Source organism: Herbaspirillum sp. ST 5-3 (assembly GCF_004804275.1).
Lineage (GTDB): Bacteria > Pseudomonadota > Gammaproteobacteria > Burkholderiales > Burkholderiaceae_D > Noviherbaspirillum.
Genome location: NZ_STGI01000011.1, coordinates 162,212 through 186,768 on the forward strand (window position 1 = coordinate 162,212; position 24,557 = coordinate 186,768).

25 protein-coding genes and 1 pseudogene are annotated in these 24,557 nt (G+C 61.4%); 22 read left to right on the top strand and 4 right to left on the bottom strand.

Annotated elements, in window-relative coordinates; all coding sequences use genetic code 11:
• The first annotated feature begins 14 nt into the window (after positions 1–14).
• From E6W33_RS19920 to E6W33_RS19945, 6 genes are read left to right on the top strand one after another with little or no spacing between them, the layout of a single operon-like run.
• Positions 15–431, top strand: coding sequence for a universal stress protein (locus E6W33_RS19920; protein ID WP_136419073.1), 417 nt, complete (start codon positions 15–17; stop codon positions 429–431).
• Between the two features lie 39 nt (positions 432–470).
• A complete protein-coding gene (locus tag E6W33_RS19925) occupies positions 471–887 on the top strand; it encodes a HEAT repeat domain-containing protein (protein ID WP_136419074.1) in 417 nt (138 codons plus the stop codon).
• A gap of 24 nt (positions 888–911) precedes the next feature.
• Positions 912–1,382, top strand: a complete 471-nt coding sequence (locus E6W33_RS19930; RefSeq protein ID WP_136419075.1) for an HAD family hydrolase — start codon at positions 912–914, stop codon at positions 1,380–1,382.
• A gap of 56 nt (positions 1,383–1,438) precedes the next feature.
• Entirely contained in the window at positions 1,439–2,182 is a 744-nt protein-coding gene (locus E6W33_RS19935; RefSeq protein ID WP_136419076.1) for a hypothetical protein, read from the top strand.
• A 30-nt stretch (positions 2,183–2,212) separates the two neighbouring features.
• Positions 2,213–3,739, top strand: a complete 1,527-nt coding sequence (locus E6W33_RS19940; protein WP_136419077.1) for a DNA mismatch repair protein MutS — start codon at positions 2,213–2,215, stop codon at positions 3,737–3,739.
• The gene (locus E6W33_RS19945; RefSeq protein WP_136419078.1) at positions 3,736–5,250 is read left to right on the top strand and encodes a DNA mismatch repair protein MutS; all 1,515 of its coding nucleotides are present in this window, start codon (positions 3,736–3,738) and stop codon (positions 5,248–5,250) included. Before E6W33_RS19940 ends, E6W33_RS19945 begins: the two co-directional genes overlap by 4 nt.
• A 178-nt stretch (positions 5,251–5,428) precedes the next feature.
• Here E6W33_RS19945 and E6W33_RS19950 read toward each other — a convergent pair whose 3' ends face one another.
• Positions 5,429–6,424 (bottom strand): site-specific integrase, encoded by a 996-nt coding sequence (locus E6W33_RS19950; RefSeq protein WP_136419079.1) that lies wholly within the window; start codon positions 6,422–6,424, stop codon positions 5,429–5,431.
• 187 nt (positions 6,425–6,611) lie between these two features.
• Between E6W33_RS19950 and E6W33_RS19955 the strand changes: the two genes are divergently transcribed.
• The 7 genes and pseudogenes from E6W33_RS19955 to E6W33_RS19985 all read left to right on the top strand — a co-directional run bounded on the left by E6W33_RS19955 (position 6,612) and on the right by E6W33_RS19985 (position 11,935).
• Positions 6,612–7,652, top strand: coding sequence for a DNA-binding protein (locus tag E6W33_RS19955; protein WP_136419080.1), 1,041 nt, complete (start codon positions 6,612–6,614; stop codon positions 7,650–7,652).
• Positions 7,649–8,014: a winged helix-turn-helix domain-containing protein gene (locus E6W33_RS19960; RefSeq protein WP_136419081.1), complete on the top strand. Its 366-nt coding sequence runs from the start codon at positions 7,649–7,651 to the stop codon at positions 8,012–8,014. Before E6W33_RS19955 ends, E6W33_RS19960 begins: the two co-directional genes overlap by 4 nt.
• 73 nt (positions 8,015–8,087) lie before the next feature.
• A complete protein-coding gene (modA, locus tag E6W33_RS19965) occupies positions 8,088–8,858 on the top strand; it encodes a molybdate ABC transporter substrate-binding protein (RefSeq protein ID WP_136419082.1) in 771 nt (256 codons plus the stop codon).
• Positions 8,858–9,670 (top strand): sulfite exporter TauE/SafE family protein, encoded by an 813-nt coding sequence (locus E6W33_RS19970; protein WP_136419083.1) that lies wholly within the window; start codon positions 8,858–8,860, stop codon positions 9,668–9,670. The genes modA and E6W33_RS19970 overlap by 1 nt, the downstream gene beginning before the upstream one ends.
• A gap of 12 nt (positions 9,671–9,682) precedes the next feature.
• Complete coding sequence (modB, locus tag E6W33_RS19975) at positions 9,683–10,363, top strand: molybdate ABC transporter permease subunit (protein ID WP_136419084.1); 681 nt, start codon at positions 9,683–9,685, stop codon at positions 10,361–10,363.
• A 1-nt stretch (position 10,364) separates the two neighbouring features.
• A complete protein-coding gene (modC, locus tag E6W33_RS19980) occupies positions 10,365–11,435 on the top strand; it encodes a molybdenum ABC transporter ATP-binding protein (RefSeq protein ID WP_211097392.1) in 1,071 nt (356 codons plus the stop codon).
• A gap of 158 nt (positions 11,436–11,593) precedes the next feature.
• Positions 11,594–11,935, top strand: a pseudogene (locus E6W33_RS19985) (YnfA family protein).
• A gap of 379 nt (positions 11,936–12,314) precedes the next feature.
• Here the strand turns inward: E6W33_RS19985 and E6W33_RS19990 are convergent.
• Positions 12,315–15,284, bottom strand: a complete 2,970-nt coding sequence (locus E6W33_RS19990) for a Tn3 family transposase (protein WP_104670336.1) — start codon at positions 15,282–15,284, stop codon at positions 12,315–12,317.
• A gap of 2 nt (positions 15,285–15,286) precedes the next feature.
• Complete coding sequence (locus tag E6W33_RS19995) at positions 15,287–15,847, bottom strand: recombinase family protein (protein ID WP_074921911.1); 561 nt, start codon at positions 15,845–15,847, stop codon at positions 15,287–15,289.
• A gap of 189 nt (positions 15,848–16,036) precedes the next feature.
• Between E6W33_RS19995 and E6W33_RS20000 the strand changes: the two genes are divergently transcribed.
• The 8 genes from E6W33_RS20000 (at position 16,037) to E6W33_RS20035 (ending at position 22,968) form a co-directional block, all read left to right on the top strand.
• A complete protein-coding gene (locus tag E6W33_RS20000) occupies positions 16,037–16,438 on the top strand; it encodes a metalloregulator ArsR/SmtB family transcription factor (protein WP_136419085.1) in 402 nt (133 codons plus the stop codon).
• A complete protein-coding gene (locus E6W33_RS20005; RefSeq protein WP_136419086.1) occupies positions 16,410–16,889 on the top strand; it encodes an arsenate reductase ArsC in 480 nt (159 codons plus the stop codon). The genes E6W33_RS20000 and E6W33_RS20005 overlap by 29 nt, the downstream gene beginning before the upstream one ends.
• Positions 16,890–16,931: 42 nt before the next feature.
• Positions 16,932–17,294, top strand: coding sequence for an arsenite efflux transporter metallochaperone ArsD (gene arsD / locus E6W33_RS20010; protein WP_136419087.1), 363 nt, complete (start codon positions 16,932–16,934; stop codon positions 17,292–17,294).
• 21 nt (positions 17,295–17,315) lie between these two features.
• Positions 17,316–19,076, top strand: coding sequence for an arsenical pump-driving ATPase (gene arsA, locus E6W33_RS20015; protein ID WP_168798699.1), 1,761 nt, complete (start codon positions 17,316–17,318; stop codon positions 19,074–19,076).
• A 10-nt stretch (positions 19,077–19,086) separates the two neighbouring features.
• Complete coding sequence (locus E6W33_RS20020) at positions 19,087–19,560, top strand: CBS domain-containing protein (RefSeq protein ID WP_024160709.1); 474 nt, start codon at positions 19,087–19,089, stop codon at positions 19,558–19,560.
• A gap of 1 nt (position 19,561) precedes the next feature.
• Positions 19,562–20,848: an arsenic transporter gene (locus E6W33_RS20025; RefSeq protein ID WP_024160710.1), complete on the top strand. Its 1,287-nt coding sequence runs from the start codon at positions 19,562–19,564 to the stop codon at positions 20,846–20,848.
• 353 nt (positions 20,849–21,201) lie between these two features.
• Positions 21,202–22,248 (top strand): DNA-binding protein, encoded by a 1,047-nt coding sequence (locus tag E6W33_RS20030; RefSeq protein WP_136419088.1) that lies wholly within the window; start codon positions 21,202–21,204, stop codon positions 22,246–22,248.
• Positions 22,249–22,251: 3 nt separating this feature from the next.
• Complete coding sequence (locus tag E6W33_RS20035; RefSeq protein WP_136419089.1) at positions 22,252–22,968, top strand: sulfite exporter TauE/SafE family protein; 717 nt, start codon at positions 22,252–22,254, stop codon at positions 22,966–22,968.
• Positions 22,969–23,186: 218 nt separating this feature from the next.
• Here the strand turns inward: E6W33_RS20035 and E6W33_RS20040 are convergent, their stop codons facing one another.
• Complete coding sequence (locus E6W33_RS20040; protein ID WP_136419090.1) at positions 23,187–23,696, bottom strand: metal-dependent hydrolase; 510 nt, start codon at positions 23,694–23,696, stop codon at positions 23,187–23,189.
• A gap of 246 nt (positions 23,697–23,942) precedes the next feature.
• Here E6W33_RS20040 and E6W33_RS20045 point away from each other — a divergent pair, with 246 nt between their 5' ends.
• Positions 23,943–24,551: a ferredoxin--NADP reductase gene (locus tag E6W33_RS20045; RefSeq protein ID WP_136419091.1), complete on the top strand. Its 609-nt coding sequence runs from the start codon at positions 23,943–23,945 to the stop codon at positions 24,549–24,551.
• The last annotated feature ends 6 nt before the right edge of the window (positions 24,552–24,557 follow it).

The following is a 24,557-nucleotide window of genomic DNA, read 5'->3' on the forward strand; positions in this document are numbered from 1 at the left end:
AAAGGAGGGATGCCATGTTCAACCGTATCCTGATTGCCTACGACGGTTCCGAACCGGCGGACAAGGCGTTCGATTATGCCGTCGATCTGGCGGCCAAGTACCAGGCGTCCCTAGAGGTGCTGGCGATCGCCCGTCCGCCCGACTTTGCGGAAGACGTCGAAACGGAAGCGCTGCTGGAAAAGACGCAGGAACATTTCCAGGATCAATTCGCGCAATTGCGCGCGCGCGCCGCCCGCGGCGGCGTCACGCCCGAATTCAACGTCGTGGTCGGCCATCCGGCGGAACAGATCGTGAAGGAAGCCGAACAGAAAGCGATCGACCTGATCGTGGTCGGCCATCGCGGCAAGGGCTTGTTCGAACGCTGGCTGCTCGGTTCCGTGGCGCGCGTCGTCATCGCCTATGCGCACTGCGCGGTGATGGTGGTGCGGTGAGCGGCGCGAGGGCCTGCTGTGACAAGGAAGTCGACGGGCATGAACGAAGTGTTTTGCATGCATTGTTTCGCGTTGCTGCCGGCGCAGACGATCATCTGTCCGGTATGCAACCGCGCGGCGGAGGACACAGATGTGGGCGACTACCGGGAAAAGCTGGTGAACGCCTTGCATCATCCTCTGGCGGAGGTGCGCATGCGCGCGATCATTGCCCTCGGCCTGCGGCACGACAAGCCGGCCGCCGATGCACTGGTTGCCTGCGCATTGCGCAATCCGGTCGATGTGGTCGAGGGTTTGCAGATCATCGATGCGCTCAAGATCCTCGACGACGGCAAGCCACGCATGATGGCGTTGCACTACCTGTTCGTGCGTCATCCCGCGAGCGCAGTCAAGCAGGCGGCGCTGGCCGCCATCAACAATGTTTTACCGCGCGACGCAGAAGAATGGTCGAACCAGTGATGCTATCACTGAAGAGGAATGGCAATGATCGACATCGATATCCCCGGCTATCGGCATCTCAGCCTGTCGCACCTGGTGGTCGACTTCAACGGCACGCTCGCCTATGACGGCACGTTGTGTGAAGGCGTGAAGCCGCAATTGACCGAACTGGCGACACTGCTCACGGTTCATGTGGTCACCGGCAACACCTACGGCACCGCGGACGATGAATTGCGCGGCAGCCCTTGCCAGATCGTGCTGCTGCCACCGGAAGGACAGGCGCAGGCCAAGCGCGACATCGTGCAGCGGCTTGGGGCCGATGTGACGGTTGCCATCGGCAACGGCCGCAACGATACGCAGATGATGCAGCTGGCGATGGTCGCCATCGCGGTGATCGGCGCTGAGGGTGCCGCGTTTCAAACACTGGCTGCGGCGGATGTGGTGACCAACAATATCCATGCCGCGCTCGGGATGCTGCAGCACCATCAGCGATTGATCGCAACGCTACGATCGTGACCTTGCCGTTCGCATCCGCGCGCGGGCTGCAAGAAAGGCAAACAACGAGGGCATGCATGATGGAATTTTCCGCAAGCCGTTCCGCCTCGCCGGACCGTGCCATCCCACCGCGCGGCGAGCCGCTATCCGATGGCGAAGTGGGCTTTCTCTGGTGGTTCATCCAAGGCGGCATCATGGATTCGGAAGTGCGCGCGCATCTGCATCGCGGCTGGGGGCTGTGTCCCCGTCACAGTTTCGCTTTTCTTGCCGTCAATGCCGCCTTCTGCCACCACTACTTGCACGGGCCAGCCGTGCTGTATGCGGATCTGATGACGCGCGCACGCGACGCCTTCGCCTTGTCGGGTCCGCTGCACGAGACGCGTCTGCAGCATCGTCTGCGCGAGTCCGGCCCCTGCCACATATGCAATCAGGGTCTGGGGCCGGCCTCGGCCGGATTTGCCAGTCCGGAGCACCTGGTCATCGGGCGCAATACCGACAATATCCTCGGATTCTTGCGTGAAACCCAGCCGTTCTGGATGCCGGCACTCTGCGGACGCTGCAGCGGCACCGCAGCCGCGCCGCGCTGCCGGCCGCACCTCGTGGAGGAACTTGCCGAAGGAACGCTGCGCGATCTGGCGCGGCAGCGCGCCCTGGTGGAAAACATCACGCGCCATCTGCTGAATTACGAGCAGTCATTCCGCTGGGAGTTCAACGGCACCGATACGCTCGAAGACCGCGGCGCGCTGGTCGGCGCGGTCGGTTGGTGCAGTGGCTGGGAGGCGTTGCTGCATGTTATTTCCGACCAGGCAGTCACGCACTGACGCGTCTCCAATGCAGAGGGCCCCCGCGACATGCGCTTCCACAGCATCCTGTTTCCGAAACCCGGCACCGCCCTCTCCAAGGAGACGCCCGAGTTCTTCCACGACTTGAATCTCGACCAGATCGTGGAAGCCGCCACCGCCGGCAGGCAGGACTACGACCTCGCGCCTTTTTTCCACACTGGTCTGCACGAGCGCGATGCGATCACCTACCGGCAGGAAGTCATGCGTGATCTCGAAGACGAGCACGCGATGCAGATGATCCGGTCGTTTTCCCAAGGCATGCGCGCGATGCGCGAACATCTCGAACAGCAAAAGAAATTCCACTACAAGTACGAAAGCGAACGCTGGTTTCTTCGCGCTGTAGCGCGCTATTGCGATGCCGTAGAAGGTCTGGCACGGGACCTGCGGCTGCTCAAGCTTCAATCACGCGGCATGGCCGCCTTCCGCGATTACCTGCTCGGCTCTGTGCAATCCGCCCCCTTCGCCACGCTGGCGGGGGAAACGCGAACGCTGACGTCTGCTCTGTCCGCCATCTGTTACTGCCTAGTCATCGAAGGGGACACGGTCACGGTGCGCCCCTTGGGTGACGAGATCGATTACACGGCGGAGGTCGAACGCACGTTCCACAAGTTCCGGCGCGACACGGTGAAAGACTACCGGGCGAAGTTCGACGACCGGATCGGCATGAATCACATCGAGGCGCAGGTGCTGGACCGCGTGGCGCTGCTGAACCCGGATGCGTTTGCCGCCCTCGACCGCTATTGCGTTGAGCATGCGGGATATCTCGACCGGAAGATCGCCGATTTCGAGCGGGAAATTCAGTTCTATATGGGCTGGCTGGAGTACGTCGCGGTCGTCCGGCAGGCGGGCTTGCACCTCTGCTATCCCCAAATGTCCGACACCAGCAAGGAGATCACCGGGCGCGACGTCTTCGACCTGGCATTGGCTCACAAGCTGGTGGCGCGCAAGTCGGCGGTCGTGTGCAACGACTTCGATCTGCGCGAGCCGGAGCGCATTTTCGTCGTCTCCGGTCCGAACCAGGGCGGCAAGACGACGTTCGCGCGCATGTTCGGCCAGTTGCACTACCTGGCCAGCCTGGGATGCCCGATTCCGGGTTCGCGCGCGCGGCTGTTCCTGTTCGATCGCCTGTTCTCGCATTTCGAGCGGGAAGAGGACATCCGGAACCTGCACGGCAAGCTCGAAGACGATCTGGTTCGCATCCACGGCGTTCTCGAACAGGCGACACCCCGCAGCATCATCGTCATCAACGAGATATTCTCGTCGACCACGCTCAAGGATGCGGTCTGTCTGGGAAAAAAAGTCATCGCCAGACTGTCCGAACTGGATACGCTGTGCGTCTGCGTCACCTTTCTTGACGAACTGGCATCGTTCAACCGAAAAACGGTCAGCATGGTCAGCACCGTCGAGCCGGACAATCCCGCGGTTCGAACCTACCGGATCGAGCGTAGGCCGGCCGATGGGCTGGCCTATGCGCTGGCGATCGCTCAGAAGTACCGCGTGACCTACGACTGGTTGCAGAAACGGATCGCCACATGAAAGTGCTCTTGATGCATCGCGACCGGGATTTCGATCCACCGCAAGACGCGGCGTGCGATCTGCAGACGCTTGCGCAGGACTTGGAACTCGGCACGCTGTGGCGTGCGATGGCCGGTGACGACGAGTTCCTTGCCGACGTTGCGCGCAAGGCACTCTTCGCGGGCTTGCGCAACGACCTCGACACGATCCGATACCGGCAGGCCGTGTTGCGGGACTGCCTGAAGTACCCGGCGCTGATCAGGCAGGTTTATGCACTTGCCGGGGAGGCCATCGAGAAGAAGGGCAAACATTATTTTGGATTTTTCACCACTTACCCGTCATCGACGCTGCGCGACGCGATCGACGTGATGCGGATGTTCGTCGACATGCTCAGGGCCGTGCGGGAGACCGTGCGCTCCGAGGCCGGCGGCTTTGCTTCGCAGGGCTTCATCAATCTGTTTGCGATGCTCGACGCCGAGTTGAACGACGACTATCTGGCCCGCGTGCAGGAACAATTGAAGGAGTTGAAATTCAGGAAAGGCGTGCTGTTGAGCGCCGAACTCGACAGCGGCAATCGGGGCACGCATTACCTGGTGCGTAAATCCACCCGCAAGCGACCCTGGTGGTCGCGCTTGTTCGTCAGGCGCTCCGCCTATACCTTCCGGCTCGCCGAGCGCGACGAAGCCGGCGCGCGGGCGCTGTCGGAAATCGAAGGGCGCGGCATCAACTCGGTGGCGAATGCGTTGGCCCAGTCCGTCGAGCACATCTTGGGGTTCTTCCAGATGCTGCGCACGGAATCGGCTTTCTATGTCGCTTGTGTGAACCTGCACGAGCAGCTCACGGCCATGGGCGAACCGGTATGCCTGCCCCAGCCGCTACCCATGGACCAACGCGGGCACCGGTTTCACGGACTGTACGACGCCTGCCTGGCCTTGCAAATGGGGCGAACCGTCGTCGGCAATACCGTCGATGCCGGCGGCAAGAGCCTGGTGATCATCACCGGCGCCAACCAGGGCGGCAAATCGAGCTTCCTACGCAGCATCGGCGTGGCGCAGTTGATGATGCAATGCGGGCTGTTCGTCGCAGCGGAGCGCTTCGAGGCGGGCTTGTGCAGCGGCCTGTTCACCCATTACAAGCGGGAAGAAGACGCCACCATGAAAAGCGGCAAGTTCGACGAGGAACTCGCCAGGATGAGCGGCATCGCCGACCGTGTCGCGCCGGATGCGCTGCTCGTCTTCAACGAGTCGTTCGCCGCAACCAACGAGCGCGAGGGGGCGGAGATCGCCAGGCAAGTAGTGTGCGCCTTGCTGGACAAGCGCATCCAGGTTTTCTTCGTTACGCACTTCTATGAGTTCGCGCACAGCTTCTTCGACAGGAAGCGGGACGATGTCCTCTTTTTGCGTGCGGAACGGCTGGCCGATGGAACGCGGACATTCAGGCTCGTTGAAGGCGAGCCGCTCGATACCAGCCATGGCGAGGATTTGTACAAGAAGATATTCGCCGCACGTACCGAACGGGAGCGCGCAGCGTGACAGGAGGATGCGGTGCGGTCACGTCATCGTCTATGGGGGAAATTGAGGAAACGGGAAAAATTGTACGCTAAGGATTTTCGGCCTCGAGACCGGCTTCCGGCCGGCCGGGATTCGTGCAAAATTCGTCAAAAACTGCTCCGAGCCCCTGCTTTAAACGGGAACCCTGACTCAGATTTTCCTACTCGCGCGCGCCGCCATCATTGTTCTTCAGCACGGCGGCCGACGTTGGGCCTTCGGGCGCCGGCAACATCGCCTCAATCCGGTGCCGGGCAAAGGGATCTGCGCCCTCGACATAGCGTAGCGCGCTTTGCACACTCTTCCAACCGACGTATTCCATCAGCGTCTTGATGTCCCAGCCGTTGCTAGTTGCCCAGCTGGCAAAGCCGCGTCGCAAGGAATGCGCGCTGTAGAGTTCCGGATCGGCTACGCCGGCGTTGATAAAGATGGTCCGCAGCAGCGGCACCAGGCTGGCCGGCTTGAGCCCTTCGTCAGCGATATGTCCCCAACGGTCGATCGAGCGGAACACCGGCCCCGACTCCAGCCTGGCCAAACTCACCCACGCCGCGTAGGCCGTCAAGGGACAGAATCGGGATAGCGCCGGCGCCTTGAAGGTGGCGCCGTGCCCCTGTCGGTCGCCCTTGGTACGGGGGAGGAAGCATGTCATCCCCTCACCTGGTACGACCTGGACATACTCAGCCTGCAGGCGGGCGAGTTCATCGCCGCGAAAGCCACGCCAGAATCCCAACAGCAGCAGCGCGCGATCGCGCGTATGCCGCAGCTCCGCTGGCCGATTTTTTGTGGCCTGTGCGGCCGCGATCGCGCCGTCGAGCCACGTGTCGACCTGGCCCAGCTGGTCCAGCTGGAACGGCTTGGCGCGCTTTTCCTGCGCCGGGTGCTCGGCCTGGATGCCGCGCATCACCTTGCGCACCAGCGGCGCCTTGGTCGGATCGGGAAAGCCTTGGTCGATGTGCCACTGCGCGATGGCGGCCAGGCGCTGCCGCAAGGTGTTGATCGCCAGCGTTTCCGCATGGTCGGCCAGGTAGCGGGCGATGTTGTCGGCGGTGGCCGGCAGGAAGCCGCCCCACTCGATCTCGTAGTGCCGCAGCGCTGATTGATAGCCGAGGCGCGTGTTATGGCGCGTACCAGCTTGCACATAGCGATCGATTTTGTTCATGGCGTGTTTAGCGGCTAAACAGGAGGCAGTACATGAAATACCATCGATTTTAGCGGCTTTTTTACCTTCATACGCAATAAGATTACTTTATTAAGCATGACTTTTACAGAAAATTCACTTGCCTTGCACAGATTTATAGTATGTAATTACGTGGTATGTAATACATTACTTTATTTGCGGAGGCGCCATGGCGCGCAGCGGACTCTATAAATCGGACGTCAAGAAGGCACGCGACGCCTTGCTGGCACAGGGCAAGCACCCGTCGGTCGACGCCGTGCGCATCGCGCTCGGCAATACCGGCTCCAAGACCACCATCCACAAGTACCTGAAGGAACTGGACGAAGAAGACGGTGGCGCCGGCGGCCACCGTGCCTCCATCAGCGACGCCCTGCAGGACCTGGTGGCGCGACTGGCCGCCCAGTTGCACGACGACGCCAACGCCCAGATCGATGCGCTGCGCGCCGGGCACGCCGAGCAAGAGCGTCAGCAGGCCGACACGTTGACTGCGGCGCGCAAGGAAACCGAACAGTTGCGCGCGCAACTGCAGCACCTCCAATCAGATTGGCAGCAAGAGCGGGACGCGCACGGCCGCACGCGCGAATCGCTGCAGCAGGAAACCATCGCGCGCCATACGGCCGAACAGCACGTCGCCGACCTCAAGGAGCGAGTGGCAGAAAACGAGGCGCATTGCCAATCCCTGGAAGACAAGCACCGGCACGCGCGCGAGGCGCTCGAGCATTACCGGCAATCGGTCAAGGAGCAGCGCGACGCCGATCAGCGCCGGCATGAGCAGCAGATCCAGCAGCTGCAGGCCGAGCTGCGTCAGGCGCAGCAAACCATCGTCGTGAAGCAGGAGGAAACAACGCGCCTGAACCAGGACGGTGCGCGCCTCATCGCCGAATTGACCCATGCACGCCAGGCCTTGCACGAAACGCAGGAAAACGGCCGGCGCCAGGCGCAAAGGCTCGAAGCGCTGCAAGCAACCGAGCAGCGTAATAGCGCACTGGCGGCGCAGCTTGCCGATAGCCACGCGCAGGCCCAGGCGCTGCAGGCGCAATTGGCCGCCGCGTCGAAAACGATCGAACGCCTGTCGGCGCAGGGGCGCGACCTCGAACTAGCCGCGGCGCAAGCGCAGGCAAAATTCGAGACACAGCAAGGCATCCTGGCCGAATTGCGCGCGTATATGGACGGCCGCGCACAGCCTGTGCCCGGCGAGGCCGGCGCATGAGCCCCCGCGTAGACCTGAAGCTGCGCCTCTGGTGCAACGGCGAAATCGCGCTGGGTCCGGGCAAGGCCGAGCTGCTTGCGGCGATCGCGCACACCGGTTCCATCAGCGCGGCCGCGCGCAGCCTGGAGATGTCGTACCGCCGCGCCTGGCTGCTGGTCGATACGATGAACCGCTGCTTTACCGAACCGCTGGTCGTGACCCTGGCGGGCGGCAAGCGCGGCGGCGGCGCCCAGGTGACGGCCGCCGGCCAGGACGTCCTGACCCGCTACCGTCGGATGCAGGACAAGGCCAAGGCGGCGATTAGCGCCGATTTGGAAGCACTGTCGCCCCTGCTCAAAAGTTCCCCCTCCGATCGCGCCTAGTTCTTTCGGAATATGCGCCGCCAACGCTATATCTGGCAGAATATAGCGAATTCGTTACCCAAGGAGAACCACTGTGGAAGTCCTCAAGCACCTGCTGCTGGCCTGTGCGCTGCTGTGCGCGGCATCGGCCCATGCCGAAAAAATCACCGTCGCGGCCGCGGCCGACCTAAAGTTTGCGATGGACGACATCGTGGCCGCATTCCGCAAGGACCATCCGGCCGACACGGTCGACGTCACTTACGGGTCGTCCGGCAAGTTCCACACCCAGATCCAGCAGGGCGCGCCCTTCGACCTTTACTTCTCGGCCGACATCGCCTTTCCCCGCGAATTGCACAAGAACGGATTTGCCGCCTCTGACGTGAAACCGTATGCGTTGGGGCGGATTGTGCTTTGGAGTACGGGCATGGATGCGTCCAAAATGACCCTGGACAGCCTTGCCGACGCCAAAATCACCCGCATCGCCATCGCCAATCCCAAGCATGCCCCGTACGGCAAGCGCGCGGTCGAAGCGCTGCAGGCGACCGGCGTATGGGACAAGGTCGAGCCCAAGCTGGTGTATGGCGAGAACATTGCCCACACCGCGCAATTCGTCCAGACCGGCAATGCGCAAGTCGGGATCATCGCGCTGGCGTTGGTGCTGAGCCCCGAACTCGCCGGCAAGGGCGGCTACTGGCTGATCCCGGACAACCTGCATCAGCCGCTCGAACAGGGGTTCGTCATCACCAAGCGCGCCGAGGGGAATGCCTTGGCCCGGCGCTTTGCCGATTACATGAATAGCAAGGCCGCGCGCGCCATCATGGTTAAATACGGCTTCGTCCTGCCCGGCGAAGCCGGCGGCAAGTAATGCACAGCACGGCAGTGCGCGGCCGAAATGCGCAGGGCTTTGTGGCCGGGGGCCTGATCGGCACCCTGGGCGGCTTGATCGGCCTGGGCGGCGCGGAATTCCGCTTGCCGCTGCTGGTGGGCGTCTTCCGCCTGCAGACGCTCGAAGCCGTCATTCTCAATAAGGCCATCAGCTTGGTGGTCGTGGCGGCGGGGCTGCTGTTCCGCGCCGGCACCATTGCGCCGACGGCGCTCGTATCCCACATCGACGTCGTACTGAACCTGCTCGCCGGCAGCCTGATCGGCGCGTGGTGGGCAGCCGGGCACGCGATCACGTTGCCGCGTCATTGGCTTAACCGGATCGTTATGACGCTACTGCTTGCGCTGTCCCTCATCATGCTGGCGGAGGCGTGGGCTGGACGGGGCGCTGCCGGTTCGCCGCTGTTCGAACCCGGGCTGCTGCGCGTCGGTGCCGGCGTGATCGCGGGGTTGGGCATTGGCGTGGTCGCCGCGCTGCTGGGCGTGGCCGGCGGCGAGCTGCTGATTCCGACCATCGTTCTGCTGTACGGTGTGGACATCAAGCTGGCGGGCAGCCTGTCGCTGATGGTGAGCCTGCCGACCATGATTGTCGGCTTCGCGCGCTACGGCCGCGCCGAAGCATTCGCCGTGCTGCGACACGAACGGCCGCTGCTGCACTGGCTGGCAGCCGGATCGATCGCCGGTGCCGCCGTGGGCGGGCTGCTGGTGGGATGGGTGCAACCGGCGCTGCTGATGGCGCTGCTTGGCGTGCTACTGTTCGTCTCAGCCGTGAAAACCTTCCGACACGCGCACTGAACAGGAAAACCTATGTTACTGAGCGACGGCGATCTGCAAGCGATCTGGCTGACCGTGCGCCTGGCGGCGATCGTCACCGCGATCCTGCTCGTGGTCGGCACGCCGATCGCCTGGTGGCTGGCGCGCACCAGGAGTGGGTGGAAGGGGCCGATCGGCGCGGTCGTGGCGCTGCCGTTGGTGCTGCCGCCGTCCGTGCTGGGTTTTTACCTGTTGCTAGCAATGGGCCCGGACGGGCCGGTGGGGCGCCTGACCCAAATGCTCGGCATCGGCCCGTTGCCGTTCACCTTTTGGGGACTGGTCCTGGCCTCGGTCTTCTATTCGCTGCCGTTCATGATCCAGCCGCTGCAAACCGCCTTCGAAGCGGTCGGCGACCGCCCGCTGGAAGCGGCGGCCATGCTGCGCGCATCGCCACTTGATGCGTTTTTTTCGGTCGCGGTGCCGCTGGCGCTGCCGGGATTTTTTACCGCCTCGGTATTGACCTTTGCCCACACCGTGGGCGAATTCGGCGTCGTGCTGATGATTGGCGGCAATCTGCCGGGTGTCACCCGGGTCGCGTCGGTCCAGATCTACGACCATGTGGAAGCCATGGAACTGGCCCAGGCGCATCGCCTGGCCGGCGTGATGCTGGTATTTTCCTTCGCGGTGCTGCTGGCGATGTACGCCGGACGCCGCACATCGAAGAAAGGGCCGTAGCGTGACGACAGGGATTGCGGCACGCTTTCGGCTCGACTGGCCAGGCTTTGCGCTCGATGTCGACCTCAATCTGCCAGCGCGCGGGGTCACCGCCCTGTTTGGGCCGTCCGGCTCGGGCAAAACCACGCTGCTACGCTGCATTGCGGGCCTGGAGCGCGCTTCAACCGGCCGGCTCGCCATGCAAGGCGAAGTCTGGCAAGACACCGGGCGCTGGGTGCCGCCCCATCAACGACCGATCGGCTATGTCTTTCAGGAGCCGAGCCTGTTTCCGCATCTGACGGTAATGGGCAACCTGCGCTACGGCTTGCGGCGCATTGCACATCCCAGCCCAGCCCGATTGGAGCAGGCGATCGATCTGTTCGGCATCGGCCATCTGCTCGACCGCCAACCGGAGCGGCTTTCCGGCGGCGAGCGCCAGCGCGTCGGCATCGCTCGGGCGCTCGCCGTCAATCCAAGGCTGTTGCTGATGGACGAGCCCTTGGCGGCACTGGACCTGAAGCGCAAGCAGGAAATCCTGCCGTATCTGGAACGGCTGCATGACGACCTGGACATCCCGGTGCTCTATGTCAGCCATTCACCGGACGAAGTGGTGCGGCTGGCGGATCATCTGGTGGCGATGGAAGGCGGGCGCGTGGTTGCCAACGGACCTCTGGCAAGCGTGCTGGCCGGCCTCGACCTGCCGATCCGGCTTGGCGAGGACATCGGACCGGTGCTCGATGCGACCGTGGGAGCCATCGACGGGGCATGGCACCTGATGCGCGTGGATTTCGCCGGCGGCAGCCTATGGGCGAGAGACCGCGGCTTGGCGGTCGGGCACCGGGTTCGAGTACGGGTCCTGGCGCGGGACGTGAGCCTGGCCGATCAGCCGGGGCACAGCAGTATCCAGAACGTGCTGCGCGGCCGCGTCGACGCCATCGGCGACGACGAGCATCCGGGACTGGCGCTGGTGCGCGTCCAGGTAGGAGAAGTACAACTGCTTGCGCGGTTGACGAAACGCGCCGCTGCCGCGTTGTCGGTGCAGGTGGGGCGGGAACTCTGGGTGCAGATCAAGTCGGTGGCGCTCCAGGAATAGGGAGGGCAGTGGACACGAGTGGAATCAATGATGGCTCGATCGGTATCGGAAGCCTTTTGGCGGGCGCCATATTACCGACCATTGTCGCTGCATTGTTCCTCCTACTGTAGACTCCTGATTCCCGATATGGCCGGCAGCGAACTGGAGCGAGCATGACGATGGAATTGACTGCTTTACTGCGCACGTTCGGTTTGTTCGTAGCCACCGCAATCGCCGAACTGGTGGGCTGCTATTTGCCGCTGCTCTGGCTCACAGGAAAAGGGTCTGCCTGGCTCCTGATACCGGCGGCGATCAGCCTGGTGATCTTCGTTTGGCTGCTTACCTTGCATCCGTCAGCAAGCGGGCGAGTATAAGCGACGTACGGTGCCATCTACATTGCCGCAGCATTAGGCTGGTTGTGGCTAGTCGATGGTGTTACGCCGACGTGGAATGACTACATCGGGGTTGGGTTGGCGCTGATGGGAGCCGCGGTGATCGCGCTTGGGCATCGGCCTGTTTAAGAAGGCAAGAAATTTGGAAGTTGGAAAGCATTTAGCCGCAAGCGCCGCCTCGCGTTTTTTCCATTCAGTTCAAATGGGTTAAGACCATTTTTGCAAAAAAAACCGTAATTCCGGCCAACCCTCGTGCCCCAAAAAGGTAAAAATTCTTCGGAAAACGTATTGCCGGGAAACGAAAAATAGGGAAAGGCGAAACGCCTTCAGCAGGAATTCAGGCTATTTTTACATTTTTGGGGGAGGGGCAAAAATAGCCAACTTGCGCTGCTTGTTCTACTTCCGGGACATGTTCGGCGATCGGGGCCGACTCATCATGTGATACAGCGGCTGCACGAATCGCATAGGTTATAAAGGGGTCGCCTCAGAAAACGGAAAATAAAGCACGCTAAGCCGGTTGCAGCGGTCGTAACGGCCTGAACTTGCCCGCACCGATCTTGGCGCTGCTGCGCCACAGGTAATCGCCGGTCAGGTTGATGTGTTCCCAGCCAAGCGGCGACAGGTACTGCAACAGCCCTTCATCGACAGCATGGCCGTTGCCACGCAGCGCCTGCGCCGCCCGTTCCAGATAGACCGTGTTCCACAGCACGACGGCCGCTGTCACCAGATTGAGGCCGCTGGCCCGGTAGCGCTGCTGCTCGAAGCTGCGGTCGCGGATTTCGCCCAGCCGGTTGAAGAACACTGCCCTGGCCAGCGCGTTGCGCGCTTCGCCCTTGTTCAGCCCGGCATGCACGCGGCGGCGCAGTTCCACGCTTTGCAGCCAGTCGAGGATGAACAGCGTGCGCTCGATGCGGCCCAGCTCGCGCAGGGCCACGGCCAGACCGTTCTGACGCGGGTAACTGCTGAGCTTCCTGAGCATCAGCGAGGCCGTCACCGTGCCCTGCTTGATTGAGGTGGCCAGCCGCAGGATTTCGTCCCAGTGGGCACGAATAGCCTTGATGTTCAGCTTGTCGCTGCTAATCATCGGTTTGAGCGCGTCGTAACTGGCTTCGCCCTTGGGGATGAACAGCTTGGTATCACCCAGGTCGCGGATGCGCGGCGCAAAGCGGAAGCCCAGCAGATGCATGAGGGCAAAGACGTGATCGGTGAAACCCGCCGTGTCGGTGTAGTGCTCCTCGATACGCAGGTCGGACTCGTGGTACAGCAGGCCGTCGAGCACATAGGTCGAGTCGCGCACGCCTACGTTGACCACCTTGGTGTGGAACGGCGCGTACTGGTCGGATATATGGGTGTAGAAGGTTCGTCCAGGGCTGTTGCCATATTTCGGGTTGATGTGGCCGGTACTTTCGGCCTTGCTCCCGGTTCGGAAGTTCTGGCCGTCCGACGATGACGTGGTGCCGTCGCCCCAGTGTTCGGCGAAGGGATGCCGGAATTGGGCGTTCACCAATTCAGCCAGCGCTGTCGAATAGGTTTCGTCGCGGGTATGCCAGGCTTGCAGCCAAGCGAGCTTGGCGTAGGTCGTGCCTGGGCAGGACTCGGCCATCTTGGTCAGGCCCAGGTTGATCGCGTCGGCTAGGATGGTGGTCAACAGCAGGTTTTTGTCCTTGGCCAGGTCGCCCGATTTCAGGTGCGTGAAATGGCGGGTGAAGTCCGTCCACTCATCGACTTCGAGCAGCAGTTCGGTGATCTTGACGTGTGGCAGGATCATGGCTGTCTGGTCGATCAGCGCCTGCGCGGTGTCGGGCACCGCGGCATCCAGCGGCGTGATCTTCAGGCCCGACTCCGTGATGATGGCGTCCGGTAGGTCGTTGGCCAGCGCCATGCGGTTGACGGTGGCGAGCTGCGTTTCCAGCAGCGTCAGCCGGTCATGCAGGTACTGGTCGCAGTCGGTGGCCACGGCCAGCGGCAATTCGCTGGCCTGCTTGAGACTGGCGAATTTCGCGGGCGGCACCAGGTAATCCTCGAAGTCTTTGAACTGGCGTGAGCCTTGCACCCAGATGTCGCCGGAGCGCAGCGCGTTCTTCAGTTCCGACAGTGCGCACAACTCGTAATAACGCCGGTCGATGCCGGCATCGGTCATGACCAGCTTCTGCCAACGCGGTTTGATGAAGTCGGTCGGGGCATCGACGGGCACCTTGCGGGCGTTGTCGGTGTTCATGCCGCGCAGCACCTCGATGGCATCGAGCACGTTCTTGGCGGCGGGTGCGGCCCGCAGCTTGAGCACATCGAGAAATTCCGGCGCGTAGCGACGCAATGTGGCGTAGCTCTCGCCGATACGGTGTAGGAAATCGAAATCATCCGGTTGAGCGAGCTTCTGTGCCTCGGTGACGCTCTCGGCGAAAGCATCCCAGGACATGACTGCCTCAATGGCGGCGAACGGGTCGCGGCCCGACTGCTTGGCGTCGATCAGCGCCTGGCCAATGCGCCCATACAGGCGCACCTTGGCGTTGATGGCCTTGCCAGATGCTTGGAACTGCTGCTGATGCTTGTTCTTGGCGGCGTTGAACAGCTTGCCCAGGATGCGGTCGTGCAGGTCGATGATTTCGTCGGTGACGGTGGCCATGCCTTCGATGGTCAGCGCCACCAGGGTGGCGTAGCGGCGCTGCGGCTCGAACTTGGCCAAGTCGGCAGGCGTCATCTGGCCGCCTTCGCGGGCGATCTTGAGCAGCCGATTCTGATGCACCAGCCGCTCGATGCCGGTAGGCAGGTCGAGCGCCTGCCAGGCTTTCAGGCGCTCAATGTGTTCAAGCATGTGGCGCGAATTCGGTTTGGCGGGCGACTGACGCAGCCAGGCCAGCCAAGTCGTCTTGCCGTTGTCGCGGCGTTTCAGCAAATCGTCGAGACGATGCCGGTGTCCGTTCGACAACGGTTCGGACAGGGCTTCGTAGATGCGACGGTTGGCGCGGGTGATCGCTTCGGCGCTCGCCCGCTCGATGGCGTTGAGCGCGGGCAGAATGATGGACTGCCGCCGCAGATGTTCGATCAAGGCATCGGCCAGCACGATGCCCTTGTCGGTCTGCATGGCCAGCTCGGTCAGCGTATGCACAGCCTGCCGGTAGTGGCCCATTGTGAAGGGCTGGAAGCCGAACGCGGTTTGCAGCTCGACCAGGTGCTCGCGCCGGGTCTGCTCTCGCTGCCCGTATTCGTCCCAGCTTTCGATGCCGACCTTGAGTTGGTTGGCGACAAGTTTCAGTAAGGGCGGGAACGGCGGCTGATCGACGCCAAGGATGATGCCGGGAAAGCGCAGGTAGCAAAGCTGCACGGCGAAGCCCAGCCGGTTGGCAGGCCCGCGCCGCTGCCGGATGATGGCAAGGTCGGTATCGCTGAATGTGTAATGTCGAATCAGATCGTCCTTGGTGTCCGGCAACGCCAGCATGCTTTCCCGCTCGGCGGCGGACAGTATGGAACGACGAGGCATGGCTATTGATCCAATCTCAAGTATTGATACAGGGTCTCCCGGCTGACACCGAATTCACGTGCCAGCTTCGCTTTTTGCTCGCCGGCTGCGGCCCGCTTCCGCAGTTCGGCGACCTGTTCGGGCGACAGTGCTTTCTTACGGCCCCGGTAGGCTCCGCGCTGCTTGGCGAGCGCGATGCCTTCGCGCTGCCGCTCGCGGATCAAGGCGCGCTCGAATTCGGCGAACGCCCCCATGACAGACAGCATCAGGTTCGCCATCGGCGAATCCTCGCCGGTGAAGGTCAGACTCTCCTTGACGAACTCGATGCGCACGCCGCGTTTGGTCAGCTTTTGCACAAGGCGGCGCAAATCATCGAGGTTGCGCGCCAGCCGATCCATGCTGTGCACCACCACGGTGTCGCCTTCGCGCACGAAGGCCAGCAGCGAATCGAGTTCAGGCCGCTGGGTGTCCTTGCCCGACGCCTTGTCGGTGAACACCCTGCCGACTTCGACATGCTCCAGTTGCCGTTCCGGGTTCTGGTCGAAGCTGCTGACCCGGACATAGCCGATGCGTTGACCCTGCAAGGTGCCTCCAAATGCGAAAATGTCAGGAAGAAATCTATGACCTTTCGCCGCAGGTGTCAAGAAACAAAAAAGTTAACTCTATTCTGACGCTGCTGGGTGGTTTCTCCTGACATCAGGATAGGGTATAGCCTAGCCGGACGCACCACACTTCAGTTGACTTCATTTAAATAGTTGTTGTAATATCTTAATATGGAAAAGCAAACCGCAACATCAATTTTTGAATCCCTCTCATCGGGGCTGCGTCTGGATGTGTTCAGACTGCTAGTCAAGAAGGGGCCGGAAGGCATGGTAGCGGGCGAAATCGCCAGCGCGCTGGACGTGCCTCCGGCCAACCTCTCCTTTCACCTGAAGGCGTTGTCACAAGCTCGCTTGGTGACAGTTGAGCAGGAGGGCCGCTTCCAGCGCTACCGCGCGGACATCCCGTTGATGCTGGATTTGATCGCGTACCTCACCGAAGAGTGCTGTTCGGGCAGCCCCGCGCAATGCGTTGAAATGCGTGCTGCCTCGAAATGTGTCGAGGAACTATTGCCGCCACTGTCACCCACCCCCAACGAAAGCGACTATGAATATTCTTTTTCTTTGCACCGGTAACTCCTGCCGTTCCATCCTGGCCGAGGCAACTTTCAACCACCTGGCTCCAACGGGTTGGAAAGCGATGAGTGCGGGCAGTCAACCAACCGGGACTGTTCACCCGCGCTCTCTGGCGCTCCTGGCGCGTGAAGGCATCGCCACAGATGGACTGCGCAGCAAGTCGTGGGAGAACTTGCCGCTGGTCCCGGATGTGGTCATCACTGTCTGCTCGAACGCCGCAGGAGAAACCTGTCCGGCTTACCTTGGCCAAGTAGTACGGGCGCATTGGGGCGTTGACGACCCCGCTCATGCGACGGGAAGCGACGAGGAAATCGAAGTCGCCTTCACGAACGCTTACCGGATTTTGCGTCATCGCATTGAAGCGTTCATCGCGCTACCCCTGGCGCAGATTGAGCATGACCGAGCACAGTTGAAGGTGGAACTGGATCGGATCGGAACACTTTCAGAGTAGTTTTTATTTGACATACATTTCAATACTTGATGGAGGTTTTAAATGAAGAAGATCGAAGTCTTTGACCCGTCGTTGTGCTGTAGCACGGGGGTGTGTGGGGTGGATGTTGACCAAGCCCTCGTCAATTTTGCTGCCGATGTTAATTGGGCGAAGCAGAACGGCGCGCAAATCGAGCGCTTCAATCTGGCGCAGCAGCCTCAGGCATTTGCGGACAACGCAACCGTAAGAGCGTTCTTGCAACGCTCGGGGCAGGATGCGTTGCCCCTGATCCTGATCGATGGCGAAGTGGCCCTCGCGGGACGCTACCCGAAGCGGGCCGAATTGGCTCTTTGGATAGGTATCGATCAACCGACGGACGCCGCGAAGCCGGCAACGGGTTGCTGTTCCAGTCGTGGCTGCTGCTGAACAATACGGAGAAAAGTAATCATGAAATTCCTTCAACATCCACCGCGCTATCTCTTTTTCACGGGCAAGGGCGGCGTCGGCAAGACCTCGATAGCCTGTGCCACCGCCATTCAACTCGCCGAAGCTGGGAAGAATGTCCTTCTGGTCAGTACCGACCCGGCGTCCAACGTCGGGCAGGTCTTCGGCGTCACGATCGGCAATCGCATGACGCCGATTCCTGCCGTTCCACGTCTTTCGGCGCTTGAAATCGATCCGGAAGCCGCAGCCCATGCCTATCGGGAACGCCTGGTCGGCCCGGTTCGCGGTGTGCTTCCCGACGACGTGGTGAAGGGCATCGAAGAATCGTTGTCGGGCGCATGCACCACGGAAATCGCCGCATTCGACGAGTTCACCGCACTATTGACCAACGCCGCGCTCACCGCCGATTTCCAGCACATCATTTTCGACACCGCGCCCACCGGTCATACCATTCGCCTGTTGCAACTGCCTGGCGCCTGGTCTGGCTTTCTGGAAGCGGGCAAGGGCGACGCCTCGTGTCTCGGCCCGCTGGCCGGATTGGAAAAACAGCGCACCCAGTACAAGGCGGCGGTTGAAGCCTTGGCCGATCCGCTGCAAACCCGTCTCGTGCTGGTCGCGCGCGCCCAGCAGGCGACCCTGCGCGAGGTGGCGCGTACTCATGAAGAACTGGCCGCCATCGGCCTCAACCAGCAGCATCTCGTCATCAACGGCATCCTGCCCGCCGTCGAAGCCGACAACGATCCGCTGGCCGCGGCAATCCACGAACGCGAACAAGCGGCGCTCAAGAACATTCCTGCCGTGTTGATTGCGCTTCCGCGCGACCTTGTCCAGCTCAAGCCCTTCAATCTCGTCGGCCTCGACGCCCTCCGGCAATTGCTGACCGACCTGCCGCCAGAGGCGCATGTCGCAGCCGATGCCCCCATTGAACTGGATGAGCCCGGCGTGGCCGACCTCGTCGATGGCATCGCGGCAGATGGACACGGGCTGCTCATGCTGATGGGCAAAGGCGGCGTGGGCAAGACGACGCTGGCAGCGGCTATCGCCGTGGAGCTGGCCCATCGCGGCCTGCCGGTCCATCTGACGACTTCCGACCCTGCTGCCCATTTGACCGAAACCCTGGCAGCAAAGCTCGACAACCTCACGGTGAGCCGGATCGATCCGCATGCCGAGACCGAGCGCTATCGCCAGCATGTGCTGGAAACCAAGGGTGCCGAACTCGACGCCGAAGGCCGCGCATTGCTCGAAGAAGATCTGCGCTCACCCTGCACGGAAGAAATCGCCGTCTTCCAGGCGTTCTCGCGCATCATTCGGGAGGCGGGCAAGAAATTCGTCGTGATGGATACCGCGCCGACCGGGCATACCTTGCTCCTGCTCGATGCGACCGGTGCCTATCACCGCGAGATCGCGCGTCAGATGGGTAACACCGGCATGCACTTCACCACGCCGATGATGCAGTTGCAGGACCCGAAGCAAACCAAGGTGCTGATTGTCACGTTGGCGGAGACGACGCCGGTGCTAGAAGCCGCCAATCTCCAGGCCGACTTGCGCCGCGCCGGCATCGAGCCGTGGGCCTGGGTCATCAATACCAGCGTGGCGGCAGCCTCGACCACTTCCCCCTTGCTGCGCCAGCGGGCCGCCAACGAACTGCGCGAGATTAACGCCGTGGCCAATGAGCACGCGGACCGTTACGCCGTTGTCCCGCTTCTGAAAGAAGAACCGATTGGAGCAGAACGCCTGCGTGCGCTCATCCATCCCCAAGCATAGGAGATCGACCATGTTGATCCGAAATTTCATGACGCCCGATCCGGTGACCGTTCAACCTGAAACGCCGGTTGAGGACATCGCCAAGCTGCTGCTTGCCCATCGCATCAACGGCGTCCCGGTGGTCGACGGCGTTGGCCGTCTGCTCGGCGTCGTGACTGCGGAGGACTTGATCCACCGGGGAGCGGACGAACGGCTTGAACCCCGCGAATCGGTCTGGAAGGAAAATTTCTGGGTTTCCTTCCTTGGCCCAAAGGGGCGCACAGCGCGCAAGGCCGAGGGGCGTACTGCCGCAGAGGTAATGACCACGGAAGTGCACACCGTCGCGCCTGCCATGCATCCCTCCGTGGCAGTCCGGTTGATGGTGGATCATCACTTTACGTCCCTTCCCGTAGTGGAAGATGGGAAAGTGATCGGCGTCATCTCCCGGATTGACCTCCTGAACCTTCTTAAAGAACTCGATAACCCGCTGAAAAAAGAGACTTGACATGCTTGCTGCCCTACTGATTTTTCTTGCCACTATCGTGCTGGTGATCTGGCAGCCGCGCGGGCTGGGCATTGGCTGGAGTGCGACGCTTGGCGCTGTCGTGGCGCTACTGTCCGGTGTCGTTCACTTAGGTGATATTCCTGTCGTCTGGCAGATCGTCTGGAACGCCACAGCCGCGTTCATTGCCATCATCATCATTAGCCTGTTGCTCGATGAGGCCGGATTTTTCGAATGGGCAGCCTTGCACGTCGCACGCTGGGGAGGCGGGAAAGGGCGCATGTTGTTTGCACTGATCATCCTGCTAGGTGCGGCCGTCGCCGCGCTTTTTGCCAACGACGGCGCAGCACTGATTCTCACGCCAATCGTCATGGCCATGCTGTTGGCACTGGGGTTCAGTCCGGCGGCCACGCTCGCGTTCGTCATGGCAGCGGGTTTCATCGCAGATGCCGCCAGCCTGCCGCTCGTCGTATCCAACCTGGTCAACATCGTCTCTGCCGACTTTTTCAAAATCGGGTTCAATGACTACGCTGCGGTGATGGTTCCGGTGAATATTGTCGCCATCATTGCTTCTCTGGTCGTACTCTCAATCTATTTTCGCCGCAGTATCCCCGCACACTACGACGTGAATCAGTTGAAACAGCCGAATGAGGCCATTCGCGATGCGGCAACGTTCCGTTTCGGCTGGGTGGTTCTTGTCCTGCTGTTGGTCGGATTCTTCGGCCTTGAGCCGCTAGGCGTGCCGGTTAGCGCAGTGGCTGGCGCAGGGGCCTTGCTGTTGCTCGCAGTCGCTGCGCGAGGGCATGTCATCAGCACTCGCAAAGTGATCCGTGAAGCGCCTTGGCAAATTGTCGTCTTCTCGCTGGGAATGTATCTCGTGGTCTATGGGTTGCGTAACCAAGGCCTGACCGAGCACATCGCAAGGCTGCTGGATTACTTCGCACAAGGCGGCGTATGGGGAGCCACGTTTGGAACAGGCTTCCTCACTGCGCTGCTGTCTTCGGCCATGAACAACATGCCTACGGTACTGGTGGGCGCACTTTCCATTGATGCCACAAGTGCAACCGGCGTGGTGAAAGAGGCAATGATCTATGCCAACGTGATCGGCAGTGACTTAGGGCCGAAGATCACCCCTATTGGCTCGCTAGCGACGCTGCTCTGGCTGCATGTACTGGCGCGCAAGGGAATGACGATCACTTGGGGGTATTACTTCAAGGTGGGCATTGTGCTAACCGTCCCCGTACTCGCGGCGACCCTGGCTGCGCTGGCACTGCGCCTGAGTCTCGCCTGATGCGGGCGGTGCTCTGCTCGAAGACATACAGAATTGATCCATCCTTGCCATAGGCTCGGCAAATTGCATCTGTAGCACGGAGCAAGAGGGACTGAGACTCCTTTTTGCTTATTAGCTGATCCTTAGCGTGCTTTATTTTCCGTTTTCTGAAACGACCCCATAAAGAAAAGGAGCTTTATTACTTTTCTGCGTATGTGTGATTTTCCGCTTTATCCTGGCATGCGCCCTGGTGCACCCCATGGTTTTTGAGTGGCGTACGATCAAACCGTGTCAAATTGCGCGAAAAGGATAAGGTCACAGGAAACAGGCATCTCTATATATTATTGATTTTGAAGGAATAATATTCTCTAACCGTGTCAAATTGCACGGAAAGTACAATTACCCCGGCGGCGCAGTTGGTCGAGGGCGGCAAGAATCCGACCGTCGACAGCGTGCGCGAGGCCTTGGGGGGCACCGGCAGCAAAAGCACGATTGCCCCTCTGCTGAAACGCTGGAAGACCGAACATCAAAGTGAACTGGCGCAAGCTGAAGCCGGCTTGCCACCGTCGCTCCTGGCCGCCGTCCAGGGGCTGCACCAGCACATGCAAGCCGAGTTCGCACAGCAGCTCGAACAGGCAAAACAGCTGCATGCGGAAACGTTGCGCGCCGCGGCCGAGCGCGAGCTGCAGACGCGCACCGAGCGCGACGCGGTAATCGTCGCGCAGAAAGCCTCAACCGAGGAATTGGCGCGCAGCCGGGAAGCGCTGGCGCAGCTACAGGCAAGCCATCAGGTCCAGAGCGTGACACTCGCCACCGTGCAGGCGGAAAACGCCGGCCTACAGCAACGCCTGGCCGACCGCGCCGCTGACGTCGCGACACTCGATCACCAGCTCAACCAGGCGCGCGCCCAGTTCGAGCATTTTCAGGATGCGACCGCCGCCCAGCGTGCGGCAGAACGCCAAGGCTACGAGCAACGCATTGCGCGCCTTGAACAGGAGCTGACACGCGCCAATCGGCATATCGCCACGCAGCAGGCGACACTCAGCCAGCAGGAGGCCGGCATTGCGCATCTCCGTTCCGACCTGGGGGATGCGCAGCAAGCGGCGCGCGATGCGCAAGAAGAATTGGCGACTGTTCGCACGGCGCGCGATCGCATGGCAGAACGACTGGACGCGACAGTCGCCGCGCGGGATGACTTGGTTGTCCAGCTGGCCGCCGCCCAAAGGGAATTGACCGATGTGCGGATCGCACTGGCCGCCCAAGAACGCGAAGCCAGCCTGCTTGCCGAACGCGTGCGGCGCGTCGAGGAGCGCGCCGACCAGTTGGCCGAAGAAAGACTCTCCTGGAGGCAAGAGCGAGCAACGCTGGAACAGCGGCTACGCGCCACCGAGCAAGGTCCGCATGCGGCTCCGCCAGGCTGACCTATGTTGAACGCGGCACTCCTCTTTCTGGCGGCGTTGGGCGCTGCCGCCGTCTCCGGCTCTGCGGGCTTCGGTGGCGCGCTGCTCTTGTTGCCGCTGCTGGTGAAGACGGTCGGCGTCACTGACGCCGTGCCGCTGCTGACCATCGCGCAGTTGATCGGCAATCTATCGCGTGCGGCACTTGGGTTCACGCAGATTCGCTGGAGGCCGGTAGCGTGGTTTTTGCTCGGGGCGATCCCTTTCAGCATCCTTGGTGCGCAATCGTTCCTAGCGTTTCCCAAAACAATCGTTACCCGCTGCATTGGCGCCGCGATCCTGCTGTTCTTGGCACTCAAAATGTTCAATCTCGTGCGACTGCGAGCCGGCCCGGCATGGCTCGGCGTGGGCGGCGGAGTGGTGGGCTGTCTGTCCGGCCTGGTCGGCAGTGCCGGACCACTCGGGGCGGCGGTCTTCCTGGCGCTCGGCTTGCCGCCAGTCGCTTATGTCGCCAGTGAAGCCACAACCGCACTGGCGATGCACGGCGTCAAAATGCTGGTGTACGGCCGCTATCTGGCGCTGGACCGGCAGTTCTGGTTCCTGGCCGGCCTCATGGGAATCGCCATGGTGCTCGGCACGTGGCTGACAAAGCGCATCGTCGAACGGATTCCGCGCGAGCGGTTCCAAAAGTACGTCGCCTTACTGCTGGCAGTCTTGGCGGCGTATATGCTGGTGCATGGATGAAATCATTCACCTGTTCAGCCGCCGCATCGGAAAGCTCACCAGATCGGCGTGCCGTGAATGCGCGCATGCGGTCGTCGCCCGTATTCGACGAATCGTTCGGTTCGCGCCAGCCAGTGCAGCGGCCTTGGGGCGGATACTGCTACCGGCGTTGGCCTTTCACGCGTGAAAGTCAGGGCGAATCAAGGATGGAGGTGACGGTAGCGGAAGCGAGTGCGCCGTCAGTGGTGGTGGACGTCGTCAGCACCGGTGGCGCCCCTTCTGAGGACAATCACCACCAGGCCGATGGCGCCCGCCGTAACGCAAAACCAGTACAGTACATCGACCGGGATTGCTTTCCATAAGGGATTGGCATCGCTGAATGGAGCAAGCGGCTTGATATCCGGATGCATGAAGCTATCCAGGAAAACGTGGGAATAGACCCCCAGGCCCGCCCCGACGGCAACGGCCTGGAGGCGCAGCTGTTGCCATCGGAACGGGTTCGGCAAACGTATTCGAGCAGCTGCCGCGCGGGCAACGGCAAACAGTACGAATGCGCCGATCCCGACGAGCGTTGCTCCAATATACGTATGGAAGAAGCGGTGAACCGGATATTGATCGGAAAGAAGGTAATACAGTGGCTCGACGTCGATGAGGACATTGGCAGAGCAGAACGCGAGAAAGCTAATACGTTTCGGCGCAGCAGAGTGTAACGCCGCACCGGGGCCGAAATGAAAGGGTGTGAACGGCATGGTTATCGCTCCATTGGCCGCATAGTTTGGCGCGGAAAAGGCATATCCTTAAAACGAGATAGCCATTATCGCATCAGCGCTGGAAATTAGGCCGCGGGAGTTATTCAACTCTGGTTTCAAATTTATGCAGAAATTTCTTATTGAATTCAAAGGGATGCGCTGAATTTCAACAAATTTGACGCGAATCCCGGCCGACCCTCTATCGGCTTGCAGGACGCCCACGGCATCATCTGGCGGGCGTATTCGATGACATCGGCGCCAAGCCAGGAGTTTCTTGAGTTCTACGGCATCCTGGTCCCCAACGGGCTGTTCACGACGCAGTTGAAAGAACTCAAGCCTGGCGGTGAGTTGCTGATTGAAAAGCAGAGCTACGGTTTCATGACGCCGGACCGATTTACGGACGGCGACGAGCTATGGATGCTGGCCACCGGCACCGGCGTCGGCCCCTTCATCTCGATGCTGCGCGATACTTACGTCTGGCAAAAATTCCGCAGGCTCATCCTGGTGCATTGCGTACGCCAGGAAAATGAATTTTCGTATCAGGACGAATTGGAAAATCTGCGCCGTCATCCGCCGGCACCCGGCGGTGCGCAGTTGCTTGTTGTCCGGTCCGCCACGCGCGAGACGCAAACGACAAACAGCCCGTCGCATCTGAACGGGCGCATCACGACGCTGCTCGAAAACGGCGAGCTGGAAAAGGCGGCCGGACTTACGCTCAGTGTCGAATCTTCGCGCGTCATGATGTGCGGCAACCCGGACATGATCGAAGACATGCGGAAGCTCTTGCATCAGCGCGGCATGCGGCCGGTCCGCCGTGCCTTGCCAGGACAGTTCGTGACGGAAAACTACTGGTGATGCGTC